At 60.7% G+C, this 16,283-nt stretch carries 14 protein-coding genes; 12 read left to right on the top strand and 2 right to left on the bottom strand.

What is annotated here, in order from left to right; all coding sequences use genetic code 11:
- The first annotated feature begins 6 nt into the window (after positions 1 to 6).
- Genes FBY10_RS24850 through FBY10_RS24835 form a run of 4 tightly spaced genes read left to right on the top strand, consistent with a single transcriptional unit; the run spans position 7 to position 3,781 of the window.
- Positions 7 to 816 (top strand): AraC family transcriptional regulator, encoded by an 810-nt coding sequence (locus FBY10_RS24850; RefSeq protein WP_145338129.1) that lies wholly within the window; start codon positions 7 to 9, stop codon positions 814 to 816.
- 49 nt (positions 817 to 865) lie between these two features.
- On the top strand, positions 866 to 2,272 hold the full coding sequence (locus tag FBY10_RS24845; protein ID WP_145338128.1) for an FAD-binding oxidoreductase: 1,407 nt from the start codon (positions 866 to 868) through the stop codon (positions 2,270 to 2,272).
- 27 nt (positions 2,273 to 2,299) lie between these two features.
- Complete coding sequence (locus tag FBY10_RS24840; RefSeq protein WP_145338127.1) at positions 2,300 to 2,641, top strand: cupin domain-containing protein; 342 nt, start codon at positions 2,300 to 2,302, stop codon at positions 2,639 to 2,641.
- A gap of 60 nt (positions 2,642 to 2,701) precedes the next feature.
- Positions 2,702 to 3,781, top strand: coding sequence for a polyamine ABC transporter substrate-binding protein (locus FBY10_RS24835; protein WP_131696384.1), 1,080 nt, complete (start codon positions 2,702 to 2,704; stop codon positions 3,779 to 3,781).
- A 347-nt stretch (positions 3,782 to 4,128) separates the two neighbouring features.
- Here the strand turns inward: FBY10_RS24835 and FBY10_RS24830 are convergent, their stop codons facing one another.
- Positions 4,129 to 4,914 (bottom strand): helix-turn-helix transcriptional regulator, encoded by a 786-nt coding sequence (locus tag FBY10_RS24830; RefSeq protein WP_145338126.1) that lies wholly within the window; start codon positions 4,912 to 4,914, stop codon positions 4,129 to 4,131.
- Positions 4,915 to 5,114: 200 nt separating this feature from the next.
- Between FBY10_RS24830 and FBY10_RS24825 the strand changes: the two genes are divergently transcribed.
- The 8 genes from FBY10_RS24825 to FBY10_RS24790 all read left to right on the top strand — a co-directional run bounded on the left by FBY10_RS24825 (position 5,115) and on the right by FBY10_RS24790 (position 15,780).
- A complete protein-coding gene (locus tag FBY10_RS24825; protein ID WP_145338125.1) occupies positions 5,115 to 6,479 on the top strand; it encodes an APC family permease in 1,365 nt (454 codons plus the stop codon).
- Positions 6,480 to 6,488: 9 nt separating this feature from the next.
- Positions 6,489 to 7,592 carry a P1 family peptidase gene (locus tag FBY10_RS24820; protein ID WP_145338124.1) on the top strand — a complete coding sequence of 368 codons (1,104 nt, stop codon included), beginning with the start codon at positions 6,489 to 6,491 and terminating at the stop codon, positions 7,590 to 7,592.
- A gap of 367 nt (positions 7,593 to 7,959) precedes the next feature.
- A complete protein-coding gene (locus FBY10_RS24815) occupies positions 7,960 to 9,393 on the top strand; it encodes a serralysin family metalloprotease (protein WP_145338123.1) in 1,434 nt (477 codons plus the stop codon).
- A 49-nt stretch (positions 9,394 to 9,442) separates the two neighbouring features.
- Positions 9,443 to 9,811, top strand: a complete 369-nt coding sequence (locus FBY10_RS24810; RefSeq protein WP_145338122.1) for an AprI/Inh family metalloprotease inhibitor — start codon at positions 9,443 to 9,445, stop codon at positions 9,809 to 9,811.
- Positions 9,812 to 9,913: 102 nt separating this feature from the next.
- A complete protein-coding gene (locus FBY10_RS24805) occupies positions 9,914 to 11,665 on the top strand; it encodes a type I secretion system permease/ATPase (RefSeq protein WP_145338121.1) in 1,752 nt (583 codons plus the stop codon).
- Positions 11,662 to 12,975, top strand: a complete 1,314-nt coding sequence (locus FBY10_RS24800) for an HlyD family type I secretion periplasmic adaptor subunit (RefSeq protein WP_131696377.1) — start codon at positions 11,662 to 11,664, stop codon at positions 12,973 to 12,975. Before FBY10_RS24805 ends, FBY10_RS24800 begins: the two co-directional genes overlap by 4 nt.
- A gap of 2 nt (positions 12,976 to 12,977) precedes the next feature.
- On the top strand, positions 12,978 to 14,315 hold the full coding sequence (locus FBY10_RS24795) for a TolC family outer membrane protein (protein ID WP_131696376.1): 1,338 nt from the start codon (positions 12,978 to 12,980) through the stop codon (positions 14,313 to 14,315).
- Positions 14,316 to 14,355: 40 nt separating this feature from the next.
- Positions 14,356 to 15,780, top strand: coding sequence for a lipase (locus FBY10_RS24790; RefSeq protein ID WP_131696375.1), 1,425 nt, complete (start codon positions 14,356 to 14,358; stop codon positions 15,778 to 15,780).
- Positions 15,781 to 15,893: 113 nt separating this feature from the next.
- Here FBY10_RS24790 and FBY10_RS24785 read toward each other — a convergent pair whose 3' ends face one another.
- Entirely contained in the window at positions 15,894 to 16,118 is a 225-nt protein-coding gene (locus FBY10_RS24785; protein ID WP_131696374.1) for a YgdI/YgdR family lipoprotein, read from the bottom strand.
- Positions 16,119 to 16,283: the final 165 nt, after the last annotated feature.

The raw sequence follows: 16,283 nt of genomic DNA, 5'->3' as shown, positions 1-16,283 counted from the left end.
CCTTCCATGCCCGACATCGCGCCAGACGATGATTGCCATTACACCCACGCCACGCGTGATCTGGTGCTGCGCCACCACCTGTGCTGGCGTCATCGCGACCTTGAGGGCGTGATGTCCTACTACCACCCGGACATCCAGTACCACGATTTTTTCCAGAACCGTGTGATCGGTTACGCCGAACTGCGCGAGTACCTGCAAGCCAGCATGCCCCGCGAAGCTGACGAGGCCATTGAACATACCGACCGCATCCGCGCCGATGGCGACACTGCGTTCATCCAGTACCGCATCACCTTGCGCGGCGGTCAGGGGCTAGTGTCATTCCGTACCAGCGAAGCCATCACCGTCCGCGATGGGTTGATCTGGCGCGTCAATGAGTACGCGTCATTGGTGCATGAACAGCCCTCCCAGACCCCGCGTCCCAGCGTCAGCCGCCTGGGCCTGTCGCCTCAGCAATTGGGGCATATGGCCAATGACTTGCAGCAGTACTTCGAGCGCAGGCAGCCTTATCTGGATCCCGAGCTGGACCTGCAGCGCGTCGCCAAGGAGTGTGGCTACAGCCGCAATCAGATTTCCTACCTGCTCAACCAGGTCTTGGGGCAAAGTTTCTACCGCTACGTAAACCAGGCGCGGCTCCAGCATCTGCTGGCCGCACTGGATAAAGCGCAACTACCGATCAAGGTCGACGACCTGGCCTTCGCCGCCGGTTTCAATTCGTTGTCGGCGTTCTACAGCGCCTTTCGCCAGCACACCGGCCAGTCACCCAAGGCCTACGTCAAACACATTTCCCTGCGTGCACGCGCGCAAGACAGCGAATAACCCCGGGCTCTAGGATCAACCCTATCGAAATGTGGTAGGGGAGCTTGGCATGCCGGCATGGCGCAACATCAGTTTATGGATGGACCAGTTGGACGACCCGCTGATGGCGCGGCCGTCCCTCGAACATGATCTGGACGTCGACGTGGCCATTATCGGTGCCGGCTACACCGGACTGTGGACCGCCTACTACCTGAAACGCCAGGCGCCTGAGCTGAAGATTGCGATTATCGAGGCGCAAACCGCTGGCTTCGGTGCATCGGGCCGCAACGGCGGCTGGTTGATGGGCAATCTGCTGGGCGAAGACCGCTTGTTGGCCGGCCTTGCGCTTGAACAGCGCCGCGCCTCCTTCGACCTGCTGCATGGCATTCCCGACGAAGTGGCCCAGGTTCTGGCCCGTGAAGGCATCGACTGCGACTACCGCAAGGGCGGCGCGCTGTACTGCGCCGCGCGCTACCCCGAGCAGGAAGGCAGCCTGCGCGCTTACCTGGACACGCTCTACGCCCAAGGCCTGACCGAAGCCGATTACCGCTGGCTGAGCCCGCAACAGTTGGCTGGACAGATCCGCATCGCCAAGCCCTATGGCGGTATCCATGCCCCCCATGTCGCCACAATCAACCCGGCCAAGCTGGTGCGCGGCCTTGCGCGGGTGGTGGAGAACATGGACGTGACCATTTATGAAAGCAGTCCGGTCACTCATTGGCAGTCCGGCACTGTACGCACCGCCAAAGCCAGTGTGCGCGCTGCCTGGGTGGTGCCGGCTGTCGAGGGTTACGCGAATACCTTGCCGCCCTTGGGCCGATACCAGTTGCCGGTGCAAAGCCTGATCGTTGCCACCGAACCACTGCCCGCCAGTACCTGGGATGAAATCGGCCTGAGCCACGGCCAGGCCTTTGGCGAAAGCAGCCGCCAGGTCACCTATGGCCAACGCTCGGCGGATAACCGCCTGGTGTTCGGCGCCCGAGGCGGTTACCAGTTCGCCGGTAAATTGCGCCACAACTTCGATTTGACTGACAGCGAAGTGGCACTACGTCGCTACCTGTTCGGCGAACTCTTCCCACAGCTGAAAAAGGTGCGGATTACCCATTCCTGGGGCGGCAACCTCGGTATGTCGCGCCGTTTCCGGCCGCACATGCTCTGCGATCACAGGACCGGCATCGCCCTGGCCGGTGGCTACGGCGGGGAGGGCGTCGGCGCCACTAACCTGGGCGGCCGCACCTTGGCCGACCTGATCCTCGGTCGCGACACGCCGCTTATCCACCAACCCTGGGTGCTCCGCGAGCGCGGATTGGACGCGCTCAAGGCCTGGGAGCCGGAGCCGTGCCGCTGGCTTGGCTACAACGCGATCATTCGCAGTTTCGTCCATGAAGACCAGGTGCTCGCCAACCCCAACACCGCCCCTTGGCGCCGCAAGCTCGCGATCGGCATAGCCGGGTTCATGGAAGGTTTCATGCACTAAGTCGTTTCACTTACACGGGAAAACCCCATGAGCATCACTCAATTCAAAGACACGCTGAATGCCCACCTGCCGGACTCATCGCCGGTGGCCGTGCCCCTGGGCGAGCCGATCGCGGTGGCCTCAACCTTGAGCGTTGAACGCAGCGACGGCGTCGAAACCGGTATCTGGGCCTGCACCCCAGGTCGCTGGCGGCGGCAGATCAAAGCCCAGGAGTTTTGCCACTTTATCCAGGGCCGCTGCACGTTCACCCCTGACAACGGCGAAATCGTTCACATACAAGCCGGCGACGCACTGATGTTGCCGGCCAACAGCACCGGCATCTGGGACATCCAGGCAACCGTGCGCAAGACCTACGTACTGATTTTGTAACGCTTTGATCCTTGATCGCCTGCCATAAAAACAGCCCTAAAATCGCCAGGAAATCGAACCATGAAAGCCATTGCCCTGTTGCCCGTGATGTTGGTGGCCTCTATCAGCCACGCCGCCGAAACGGTGAAGATCTACAACTGGTCCAGCTACATTGCGCCGGACACCACGAAGAATTTCCAGAAACAAACCGGCATCGGTTTCAGCTACGACGTGTATGACAGCAACGAAACCCTCGACGGCAAGCTGATGACGGGTAACTCCGGCTACGACGTGGTGTTTCCGTCCAACCACTTCATGGCGCGGCAGATCCAGGGCGGCGCCTTGAAGAAACTCGACAAGCGCCAGTTGCCCAACTGGAAAAACCTCAACCCCGTGCTGCTCAAGGCCCTGGAAAACAACGACCCGGGTAATGCCCATGGTTTCCCGTACTTGTGGGGCAGTACCGGCATCGGCTACAACATCGACAAGGTCAAGGCGGTACTGGGTGATAACGCACCGGTGGATTCCTGGGACCTGATCTTCAAGCCCGAGTACATGGAAAAGCTCAGTAAGTGCGGGGTGGCGATCCTCGACAACGGCCCGGAATTGCTGCCTATCGCCCTTAACTACCTGGGGCTGCCACCCCACAGTAAAAAACCCGAGGACTACAAAAAAGCCGAGGCACTGCTGATGAAAGTGCGGCCGTATGTAGCGTACTTCCACTCCTCGAAATACACCGGCGACCTGGCCAATGGCGACATCTGTGTGGCGGTCGGCTTCTCCGGCGACGTACTGCAAGCCGAAAGCCGCGCCAAGGAAGCCAAGAATGGCGTGAAGATCGGCTATCAGATCCCCAAGGAAGGCGCCGCAATCTGGTTCGACATGGTGGCCATGCCCGCCGATGCCCCCGATGAAAAGGCCGGCTACGCGTTCATGAACTACCTGCTGGAGCCGCAGGTGATGGCGGACATCACCAACTCCGTGCACTACGCCAACGGCAACAGTGCAGCGGATAGCCTGGTAGACCCTGAGATCAAGGCCGACACCAAGATCTACCCCAGCGACGAAATGATGGGCAAGTTATTCGCGCTGGAGGCGATGCCGCTGAACATCGACCGGATTCGCACGCGGGTGTGGAACACCATTCGTATGGGCCGTTGAAGAAGTCTGATGTGGGGGGGATGGCAAGCCCCCCATTTTTTAAAATTAAAATAACTTACTGATTTTAAAGGGTTAAAGTTTCACTCTGAAATCTGAGTCTTGCATAAACAATTTCAGGCGTCCGTATTCTTGTGGTGAGCGGGCTTGTCCCGCGTCGGGCTGCGCAGCGGCCCCAAAACCAGACGCAAAGGAGTGCCTGATACACCGCATTCGTCTTCATCAGGGGCGCTTCGCACCCCAACGCGGGACAAGCCCGCTCGCCACAGAGGTCCCAATTTGCTGCGCGACAGCGCTACGTCGAAGAGGTTGTGGGACCTCCCACATTTGGTTTGAGTACAACCTTGGTTTCACGGGGTTTCCAGGTCATGCCCCAACGACTGGATAAACAACGAAAACAGTTCCGGCTGTGACGAGATGTCCAGCTTCGCGTACAGATGCCGGCGGTGCACCTTCACCGTGTCCGGCGAGATATGCAGGCGTTCGGCCATGGCCTTGGAGGAGAACCCGCGCAGCACCAGGCGGGCGATTTCCAGTTCGCGGTCCGAAAGCACACCGCAGCCGAATTGGCTCAGCGCATCCCTGATCTGGCTGTCCATGGCTGGCTCGCGCCGGGTGCTTTGTTGCCAGTGCTGCTGCATCAAGGGCAGCACCCAGGCCGACAGGGTGGTCATCAGCCCGGTTTCCTCAACGCTGAATCGCCGCTGCATGCCCAGTGACAGCGACAGCGTCCCCGCGCCCGGCAATTGCAGGATCAACTGCACCTCGTCTTCCAGCACATTGTCGTGAAAGTAACTGAGGAAATATTCGCTCTGGCGAAAATGGTCCGGCGCCACTTCCTCAAGGCGATACACACCGCTGGCATAACCCTCGCGACAGGCCTGGAAGAACGGATCGAGCAAATACAGGCCATTGAGGTACACCAGCATCGACGCCGGCTTGCTGCTCGGCTGGGCGTCGTATTCTTCCAGGGCCTGGGGCGGGCCTTCCACGGGGTAGAAGATCGCCAGCGCGTTATCGAAGGGCACGCATTGGCGCAACAACAGCACCAGCTGTTTCCAGAAACGCTCGGTGCCGATGTGCGCAACGGTGCGGCCCAGGCCAGCGTGCATGCCGACTTCACGAAACAGGCTCATGTAGCAGGCTCCCGCCAACAAAAGATCACCCCAAGGGTTCGGCTTTTGCCGGGTGCCGTCAAGGGGAGTACGCCAATAGGGGAATTGGCTGGCACTAGCCCAACCGTTATCGTCGGCAGCATCCAGCGGGAAACATATCCCGCCACTTTCAGACCTTTCGTTTCTGCCTCACACCAAGAACAACGACAGAGGATAACGATATGAGCACTTCCGCTGCGCCCGATGGCGTGCTGAAACCCACCCTGAGCGTCTTCGATGTGGTGGCCATTACCGTTTCAGCAGTGACCCCCGCCAGTTCCGTCTTCGTGATCGCGCCTTTTGCCATCCAGCAGGCTGGCAGCGGCGTGTTCCTGGCGTTCGTGATGGCAGGGCTGCTGGCGCTGATGTTCGCGTTTTGCTACGCCGAACTGGGCCGCGCCCATAACAGCGCCGGTGGCGAGTATGTGTATGCCAAGCGCGTGTTCGGTGGCATGGCCGGCTACGCGACGTTCCTGACCGTGCTGGTGATGCTGTTGTTTATTCCTCCGGTATTGGCCACTGGTGCCGCAACCTATCTCAACAATGCTCTGGGTACCACATTCGACGCGCAAACCGTGGCCCTGGTGATCGTGGTGTGCAGCTACGCCCTGGGCATCCTCAATATCAAGCTCAACGCGTGGATCACCGGGACCTGCCTGCTGCTGGAAGTCGCGGCGTTGCTGGTGATCGTGTGCATCGGCTTCGGTAACCCGGTGCAGCCCGCCAGCGTGCTGTTTCAACCCCAGATCGTCGAAAACGGTGTATTGCACCTGGCGCCTTGGGCCCTGGTGATTAGCGCGGTGGGCATTGGCCTGTTTTCCTACAACGGTTACGGCCCCGCTGTGTTGCTGGCCGAAGACATGAAATGCGGGGGCAAGGGCGTGCACAAGGCGGTGCTGTGGTCCCTGGGACTGGTGGTGGTGATCGAGCTGGTGCCGATCACGGCGCTGTTGATCGGCGCGCCCTCGCTGAGTGCGATGATCAGCAGCCCGGACCCCATCGGCTACCTGCTCACCAGTCATGGCAATGAAACCCTGTCGCGCCTGGTCAGTGCGGGCATCTTCCTGTCGGTGTTCAATGCCATCGTCGCCATCGTTATCCAGATCGGCCGCGTGGTGTTCAGCAGCGGGCGCGATGCATTGTGGACGCCTACCATCAACAAGCTGTTCACCCGCATTCATCCGCGCTGGGATTCGCCCTGGCTGGCCACGCTGTTCCTGGCGATCCCGTCGGCGTTGCTGAGCTTCAGCTCCAACCTGGCTGACCTCACTTCGTTCAGCGTATTGCTGATCATATTGGTTTACCTGGTGGTGGCGTTGAGCGCGTTGATGAGCCGCGTGCTGCTGCGCGACCGCGAGCATCCCTATCGCATGCCGCTGTGGCCGTTGCCGGCGTTGCTGGCTGCACTGGGCGCGGGTTACTTGCTGGTGACCTTGATCTACGCGGCGTCAGTACGCGACATCATGATCATCATCGGCTTGCTGGCCCTGTCGGTGATTCTGTATTGCATCAGCGGCCGGTCGAGTCCGGCCTTTCAGAAATTGTAAGGAGTGGTTATGCGTGCACGTCAATTGGGCATCACGTTGGGGCTGGGCACACCCGGTGAGTTGAATGCCATCACCGACGTTACCGGGGTTCGGGTCGGTCACAGTACGCTCAAGACCCGTGTCGACGGCAAACAGGTGCGTACCGGTGTCAGCGTGGTCCAGCCCCGCGCCGGGGAAGCGCGGTTGCAGCCGTGCTTTGCCGGGTATCACGTGCTTAATGGCAATGGTGACGCCACCGGCCTGGAATGGATCAGCGAGGCGGGCCTGTTGACCACGCCGCTGGCCATCACCAACACCCACAGCATTGGCATCGTGCGCGACACCTTGATTGCCCTGGAGCGCGAGCGCCTGCCGGACCCGGCGGTGTACTGGTGCATGCCGGTGGTGATGGAAACCTACGACGGTCTGCTCAACGATATCTGGGGACAGCACGTCAAGCCCGAGCATGTGCGCCAAGCGCTGGACAGCGCCGAACGCGGCCCCGTGCAAGAAGGCGCCGTGGGCGGTGGGACGGGGATGATCTGCCATGAATTCAAGGGCGGTATCGGCAGCGCTTCGCGGCGCTTGCCGGCAGAGCAGGGCGGCTGGACCGTCGGCGTGCTGGTGCAGGCCAACCATGGCAAGCGCCAGGAACTGCGGGTCGACGGTTATCCGGTAGGCCGCCGCTTGATGAACATCCCGTCACCCTTCGCCGAACGAGGCACGCCGGGCATGGGCTCGATCGTGGTGATCATCGCCACGGATGCGCCCCTGCTGCCGCACCAATGCCAGCGCCTGGCACAGCGCGCGTCTATTGGCATCGCGCGCACCGGGGGTGGCACCGAGGACTCCAGCGGCGACCTGTTCCTGGCCTTCGCCACCGGCAACCAGGATCTGCCGCCAGCGGACTACGCGCGCAAGGGCCTGCCGTTGAGCAGCACTTTGCAGATGGTGAATAACGATCATATTTCGCCGCTGTTCAGTGCGGCGGCGGAGGCGGTGGAGGAAGCGATCATCAACGCGATCCTGGCTGGCGAAGACATGGTGACCGACGACGGCATTCAGGTGCCGGGCTTGCAAGGCGAAACGTTGTTACAGGCACTGCACAACACTGGCTGGCGTGTGGCCCGGTAATAGGGGGACTGCGCCGATATATTAATATAAATAGTGGCTGTTTAATGTTGCCAATGACACCGTGACAATAAAATGGATCCAATTATCAAGCGTGCCGTTCAACTTGAGCGGCTTTAACGCTATTTAATATTTAAATAAGTGCCCGATGTCTTTTGTCGGACAAAGGCAACGCTGCCCAATAGATACGGAGCCAAACTTGTTAGCCCTGTTTATGGGTCAGTGCTCATGCTGGAAAAGATGTAGACGAAAGATTTCAAGTTGTGTCAGTTTCATGACGCCTTCAAAAGAGGCGAGTGATAGGACGATCTCGCCCACGGGATTCCTATCGACCCAAGACTGATGCACTTGCAAACAAGGAAGTACGTTTATGTCAAAAGTAAAAGACAAGGCTATCGTGTCGGCGGCACAAGCCAGTACCGCTTACTCGCAAATCGATAGCTTCAGCCATCTGTATGACCGTGGCGGCAATCTCACGATCAATGGCAAACCCTCCTACACCGTTGACCAGGCGGCCACCCAGTTGCTGCGTGACGGCGCCGCATACCGGGACTTTGACGGCAACGGCAAGATCGACCTGACCTACACCTTCCTGACCTCGGCGTCGTCGAGCACCATGAACAAACATGGCATCTCGGGGTTCAGCCAGTTCAACGCCCAGCAGAAAGCACAGGCCGCACTGGCCATGCAATCCTGGTCGGACGTGGCCAACGTCACCTTCACCGAGAAGGCCACCGGCGGTGACGGCCACATGACATTCGGCAACTACAGCAGCGGCCAAGACGGCGCGGCTGCCTTCGCCTACCTGCCCGGCACCGGTGCAGGCTACGACGGCACTTCGTGGTACCTGACCAACAACAGCTACACGCCGAACAAGACCCCGGACCTGAACAACTACGGCCGGCAGACCCTGACCCACGAAATCGGCCACACCCTGGGCCTGGCTCACCCTGGCGACTACAACGCCGGCGAAGGCGCCCCAACCTACAACGACGCGACCTATGGACAGGACACGCGCGGCTACAGCCTCATGAGTTACTGGAGCGAGAGCAACACCCACCAGAACTTCAGTAAAGGCGGGGTCGAAGCCTACGCCTCCGGCCCGCTGATCGACGACATCGCCGCGATCCAGAAGCTCTACGGTGCCAACTACAACACCCGTGCCGGCGATACCACCTACGGGTTCAACTCCAACACCGGGCGCGATTTCCTCAGCGCCACTTCCAACGCCGACAAGCTGGTGTTCTCGGTCTGGGACGGTGGCGGCAATGACACCCTGGACTTCTCCGGCTTCACCCAGAACCAGAAGATCAACCTCAATGAGGCCTCGTTTTCCGACGTTGGCGGCCTGGTGGGCAACGTCTCCATCGCCAAGGGCGTGACCGTCGAGAACGCCTTCGGCGGTGCGGGCAACGACCTGATCATCGGCAACAACGCGGCCAACGTAATCAAGGGCGGGGCCGGCAACGACCTCATCTACGGTGGCGGCGGTGCGGACCAATTGTGGGGCGGCGCGGGCAACGACACATTTGTGTTCGGTGCCAGTTCCGACTCCAAGCCAGGGGCGGCGGACAAGATCTTTGACTTCACCTCGGGCTCCGACAAGATCGACCTCAGCGGCATCACCAAAGGGGCCGGCCTGACCTTCGTCAATGCCTTCACCGGGCATGCCGGCGATGCGGTGTTGAGCTACGCCGCAGGCACCAACCTGGGCACCCTGGCCGTCGACTTCTCCGGGCACGGCGTGGCGGATTTCCTCGTCACCACCGTAGGCCAGGCGGCGGCCAGCGACATCGTGGCATGATGCACCGGCGCGGCGCTCAAGCGCCGCGCCTCCAGGATGGAGCGTACAGATGCAGCGTTTTTACAATGTGATCGCCTGCGTGTTGCAGGTGATGTTCGTGTCGGCAGGAGCCCACGCAATGGCGAGCAGTCTTGTTTTACCCTCCAGCGCCCAACTGGCCGGGCATTGGCAGTTGCACCAGCAGGACCAGGTGTGTGCACTGGACCTGCTCGAGCAGGCCAATGCCCTGAGCGGCGATGTGGCCTGTGTGGCGCAATGGCTGGGGGACAAGCCCCTGACGTGGTCGCCGACCCCGGACGGTATCTGGCTATTCAATGCCGAAGGCAGCGGGATCACCCATTTGAATCGTCAGAAAGAAGGTGAGTACCAGGCATGGACAAAGTCCGGCACCTTGGTGGAGTTAAAACGAGTGCCTTAGTTATTGTTATAAGTCTATAACTCGATTTTATTAGTTGACGGCCTCTATAAGAGAGGGTGGGCAACTTATGCGCGTAATTTGGTTCAAGGAAGATCAGAACATATGGCCAAGCCCCATGCGGTTGCGCCCTTATTCAAGGCGCTGGGTGAATACAAGAGCATCTTGATCAGCATTGGCTGTTTCACGGCATTGATCAACCTGTTGATGCTGGTGCCGTCGATTTACATGCTGCAAGTGTACGACCGTGTGCTGTCCTCCCAGAATGAAACCACCCTGGTGATGTTGACGCTGATGGTCGTCGGCTTCTTTGCCTTTATTGGCCTGCTCGAGGTCATCCGCAGTTTTATCGTGATCCGCATCGGCAGCCAGTTGGAGCGGCGTTTCAACTTGCGCGTGTACAAGGCCGCTTTCGAACGCAACCTGCAACGCGGCCAGGGGCATGCCGGGCAATCCCTGGGGGACTTGACCCATATCCGCCAATTCATCACCGGGCCGGCGCTGTTCGCCTTCTTCGATGCACCGTGGTTTCCGATCTATCTTTTTGTGATTTTCCTCTTCAACGTCTGGCTCGGGGTGTTGGCCACCGCCGGCGCGCTGCTGTTGATCGGCCTTGCGTGCCTCAACGAATACCTGACGAAGCAGCCATTGGGCGATGCCAGTGGTTTCTCCCAACAGTCGACGCAACTGGCCACCAGCCATTTGCACAACGCCGAAACCATTCAAGCCATGGGCATGCTTGGCGCGTTGCGCAAACGCTGGTTCGCCGTGCATTTGCAGTTCCTGGGTTTGCAGAACAAAGCCAGTGATACCGGCTCGGTGATCACCTCTCTGAGCAAGTCCTTGCGGCTGTGCCTGCAATCCCTGGTGCTGGGCCTGGGCGCACTGCTGGTGATCAAGGGCGATATGACGGCGGGGATGATGATCGCCGGCTCGATCCTTATGGGCCGCGTACTCAGCCCCATCGACCAGTTGATTGCGGTCTGGAAGCAATGGAGTTCGGCCAAGCTGGCCTATCAGCGGCTGGACGAATTGCTGCGTGAGTTCCCGCCGGAAGTGGAGCAGATGAAATTGCCCGCACCCAAAGGCCAGGTCAGCTTCGAACAGGTCAGCGCTGGCCCGCCCGGACGGCGCATGCCCACCCTGCATCAGGTCAGCTTCAACCTCGGCGCCGGCGAAGTGCTGGGCGTGCTCGGCGCCTCGGGCTCCGGCAAATCCACCCTGGCTCGCGTGCTGGTGGGCGTGTGGTCGACCTTGGCCGGCACCGTGCGCCTGGACGGTGCGGACATTCACCGCTGGGATCGCGACGACCTCGGCCCGCACATCGGCTATCTGCCCCAGGACATCGAACTGTTCAGCGGCAGCATCGCCGATAACATTGCGCGCTTTCGCGAGGCCGACCCCGAGCGGGTGGTGCAGGCTGCGCAGCAAGCCGGCGTGCATGAGTTGATCCTGCGTTTGCCCCACGGTTACGACACGGTCCTGGGCGATAACGGTGGTGGCCTGTCCGGCGGCCAAAAACAACGGGTGGCCCTGGCGCGTGCGTTGTACGGCGGGCCGCGGTTGATCGTACTGGACGAGCCCAACTCCAACCTCGACACCGTCGGCGAGGCCGCGCTGGCCAGCGCCATTGTGCAGATGAAGGCCCAGGGCAGCAGTGTGGTGCTGGTGACCCATCGCTCTTCGGCCTTGGCCCAGGCCGACAAATTGCTGGTGCTCAACGAAGGGCGTTTGCAGGCATTCGGGCCGAGCCAGGACGTGCTGCGAGCGTTATCGGGCCAGCAGGAAGCACCGAAGGAAAAACCCGGTGTGAGTTTCAGCCGTCAGTATCAAGCCGGAAGGAATCCAGGCGCATGAGCAGTATCACTGTTGAACCACGTTTCAAAGAGCGCGACGCCCGGTTCTTTGCGCGCCTGGGCTGGCTGCTGACCGTGGTCGGTGCCGGTGGCTTTTTCCTCTGGGCCAGCCTGGCGCCCCTGGACCAGGGCATCCCGGTGCAGGGCACGGTGGTGGTGTCGGGCAAACGCAAGGCGGTGCAAACCTTCAGCCCCGGCGTGGTCAGTCGGATTCTGGTGAAGGAGGGGCAGTTGGTGAAGCAAGGCCAGCCGCTGTTCCGTCTCGACCAGACCCAGAATCAGGCCGACGTGCAGTCCCTGCAAGCCCAGTACCGCATGGCCTGGGCCAGCGTCGCGCGGTGGCAGAGTGAGCGCGACAACCAATCCGCTATCACCTTTCCCGCCGAGCTGAGCAGCAACCCCGATCCGGCATTGGCGTTGGTGCTCGAAGGCCAGCGCCAATTGTTCAGCAGCCGTCGCGAAGCGTTTGCCCGTGAACAGGCAGGCATCCGCGCGAATATCGAGGGCGCGACGGCGCAGCTCAACGGCATGCGCCGCGCCCGCAGCGACCTGACCGCCCAGGCCCAGTCCCTGCGTGACCAACTGAGCAACCTGCAACCCCTGGCCGACAACGGCTATATCCCGCGCAACCGGCTGATGGAGTACCAACGCCAGCTGTCCCAGGTGCAACAGGACCTGGCGCAGAACACCGGTGAGAGCGGTCGGGTGGAGCAGGGCATCCTTGAATCGCGCCTGAAACTGCAGCAGCACAGCGAGGAATATCAGAAGGACGTGCGCAGTCAGTTGGCCGACGCGCAATTGCGCAGCCTGACCCTGGAGCAGCAACTCACCTCGGCCGGCTTCGACTTGCAACACAGCGAGATCAACGCACCGGCCGACGGTATTGCGGTCAATCTCAGCGTGCACACCGAGGGCGCCGTGGTGCGTACCGGTGAAACCCTGCTGGAAATCGTGCCCCAGGGCACGCGCCTGGAAGTCGAAGGGCACTTGCCGGTGCACCTGGTGGACAAGGTCGGCACGCACCTGCCGGTCGATATTCTGTTCACCGCCTTCAACCAGAGCCGCACCCCGCGCGTGCCGGGGGAGGTCAGTCTGATTTCCGCCGACCAGATGCTCGATGAAAAGACCGGCGCGCCGTATTACGTGCTGCGCACCACCGTCAGCGAGGCGGCGCTGGAGAAACTCCACGGCCTGGTGATCAAGCCGGGCATGCCCGCCGAGATGTTCGTGCGCACCGGCGAGCGTTCGTTGCTCAATTACCTGTTCAAGCCGCTGCTCGACCGCGCCGGCTCCGCGTTGACCGAGGAATGAGCATGAAAGCTGTGTTCATCGCCTTGCTGTTCACCTGCGTCAACGCCCAGGCCGCCATGGGCCCGTTCGATGTGTACGAGCAGGCCCTGCGCAACGATCCGGTGTTTCTCGGTGCGATCAAGGAGCGCGACGCCGGCCTGGAAAACCGCACCATCGGCCGCGCGGGCCTGCTGCCCAAGCTGTCGTACAACTACAACAAGGGCCGCAACAACTCCCAGGCCACCTTACCCGACGGGCGCGGCGGCAATTATCACGACGACCGCAACTACAACAGCTACGGCTCGACCTTCAGCCTGCAACAGCCGCTGTTCGACTATGAGGCGTACGCCAACTACCGCAAAGGCGTGGCCCAGGCGCTGTTTGCCGATGAAAGCTTTCGCGACAAGAGCCAGGCCCTGCTGGTGCGGGTGCTGAGCTACTACACCCAGGCGCTGTTTGCCCAGGACCAGATCGACATCGCCCGCGCCAAGAAGAAGGCCTTCGAGCAGCAATTCCAGCAAAACCGGCACTTGTTCCAGCAAGGCGAGGGCACCCGTACCGATATTCTCGAAGCCGAGTCGCGCTATGAGCTGGCCACCGCCGAAGAAATCGAGGCGCAGGACGAACAGGACGCCTCGTTAAGAGAACTGGGCGCGTTGATCGGTGTACAGAGCGTCAACATCCACGACCTGGCGCCGCTCAACCAGGATTTTGCCGCGTTCACCTTGACCCCGGCCAACTACGACACCTGGCATGAACTGGCGATCAGCAACAACCCCACGCTGGCGTCCCAGCGCCAGGCCCTGGAAGTGGCGCGTTATGAAGTGGAGCGTAACCGCGCCGGGCATCTGCCCAAGGTCACTGCGTATGCCAGTTCGCGCCAGCAGGAGTCCGACAGCGGCAACACCTACAACCAGCGTTACGACACCAACACCATCGGCGTGGAAGTGAGCGTGCCGCTGTATGCCGGTGGCGGTATCTCCGCGTCCACCCGCCAGGCCAGCCGTGCCATGGAGCAGGCCGAGTACGAACTGGAAGGCAAGACCCGCGAGACCCTGATCGAACTGCGTCGGCAGTTCAGTGCCTGCCTGTCCGGCGTGAGCAAACTGCGCGCGTATCAAAAGGCCCTGAGCTCGGCAGAAGCGCTGGTGGTGTCGACCCAGCAAAGCATCCTCGGTGGCGAGCGGGTCAACCTCGATGCGCTGAACGCCGAGCAACAGCTCTACAGCACGCGGCGCGACCTGGCCCAGGCGCGTTACGACTACCTGATGGCCTGGACCAAATTGCATTACTACGCCGGCAACCTGCGCGACACCGACCTGGCCAAGGTGGATGAGGCGTTCGGGCCAGCACCGCATTAATCGGCTTTCTCGACAATTCCAACAACAGAGAGGCAAGACCATGGGTGTGTTTGACTATAAAAACCTCGGGGCCGAGGGCTCCAAAGCGTTGTTCGCCGATGCCATGGCGATCACGCTGTACTCCTATCACAACCTGGATAACGGCTTTGCCGTGGGCTACCAGCACAACGGCCTGGGGCTCGGTTTACCGGCCACACTGGTCGGTGCTCTTTTGGGCAGCACGGATTCCCAGGGCGTGATTCCCGGCATTCCCTGGAACCCGGACTCGGAAAAAGCCGCCCTGGAAGCCGTGCAACAAGCCGGTTGGACGCCCATCAGCGCCAGCACCCTGGGCTATACCGGCAAGGTCGACGCCCGAGGCACCTTCTTTGGCGAAAAGGCCGGCTACACCACGGCCCAGGTCGAGGTGCTGGGCAAGTACGATGACGCCGGCAAGTTGCTGGAAGTCGGCATCGGTTTTCGCGGTACGTCGGGTCCTCGGGAAACGCTGGTCAGCGACTCCATTGGTGATCTGGTCAGCGATCTGCTCGCGGCCTTGGGCCCCAAGGATTACGCGAAGAACTATGCCGGCGAAGCCTTTGGCGGCCTGCTCAAGAACGTCGCCGACTACGCTAGCGCCCACGGCCTCAGCGGTCACGACGTAGTGGTCAGCGGCCACAGCCTGGGCGGCCTGGCGGTGAACAGCATGGCCGACCTGAGCAGCAATAAATGGGCAGGTTTCTACAAGGACGCCAACTACGTGGCCTACGCCTCGCCGACCCAGAGCGCCGGCGACAAGGTGCTCAATATCGGCTATGAAAACGACCCGGTATTCCGTGCGCTGGACGGCTCATCCTTCAATTGGTCGTCGTTGGGCGTGCATGACACCCCCCATGAATCGACCACCGACAATATCGTCAGCTTCAACGACCATTACGCTTCGACGCTATGGAATGTGCTGCCGTTTTCCATCACTAACCTGCCGACCTGGATCTCGCATTTGCCCACGGGATATGGCGATGGGATGACGCGCATCCTCGAGTCCGGGTTCTATGAGCAGATGAGCCGCGACTCGACAATTATCGTCGCCAACCTGTCCGACCCGGCCCGAGCTACTACCTGGGTACAAGACCTCAACCGCAATGCCGAGCCGCACAAGGGCGATACCTTCATCATTGGCAGCGACGGCAATGACCTGATCCAGGGCGGCAAGGGCGCGGACTTTATCGAGGGGGGCAAGGGCAATGACACGATCCGCGACAGCAGCGGGCATAACACCTTTTTGTTCAGCGGGCAGTTTGGCCAGGACCGGATTATCGGTTATCAAGCGACGGACAAGCTGGTGTTCACGGATGTGCAGGGCAGTACGGATTATCGCGATCACGCCAAAGTGGTAGGCGCGGATACGGTGATCAGTTTTGGCGGCGATTCGGTGACGTTGGTGGGGGTGGTTGGCTTGTCGGGGGAGGGGATTGTTATCGGTTAAAACGGTGGGAGGGGGCTTGCCCCCGATAGCGGTGGCTCAGTCAATAGAGATGTCGACTGGAATACAGCCATCGGGGGCAACCTCCACATTTGATCAGTGTTGGCCGCTGGAAATCAGTTTTCCTTGCGCACCGTCGCCACGTCGTCGGCTTTGACACGGATACGCTTGCCGGCGATATCGGTGAACTCATAGAACCCGTCGGCAGTCTTGGTTTTTGGAGAGTCCTTGGTCAAATACTGCGTGCCATTTTGCAGCGTCACTACGGTTTGCGTCGCGCAACCGGCCAATACCAGAAAAGTGAGTGCAACCAGTGGCAGCCCCAAATTCTTCATGTTCATAACCCTTACCGTTAACCCTGAAAGTCCCGCGCCAAGGCTGCGGGCCATAAATTTTACGCCATTGACTCCCCATCTGATCACTTTTATACAAAAAGTTGCGTGCGCCATTTATCTATTACCGATTGCAACACAGTATGGGTAACGGCACTCTGTATGCATAACCAG

This window comes from Pseudomonas sp. SJZ103 (assembly GCF_007828335.1).
Classification (GTDB): Bacteria; Pseudomonadota; Gammaproteobacteria; order Pseudomonadales; family Pseudomonadaceae; genus Aquipseudomonas.
Note: the sequence above shows the minus strand (reverse complement) of the source record. Positions and strands in the feature narration are given on the sequence as shown.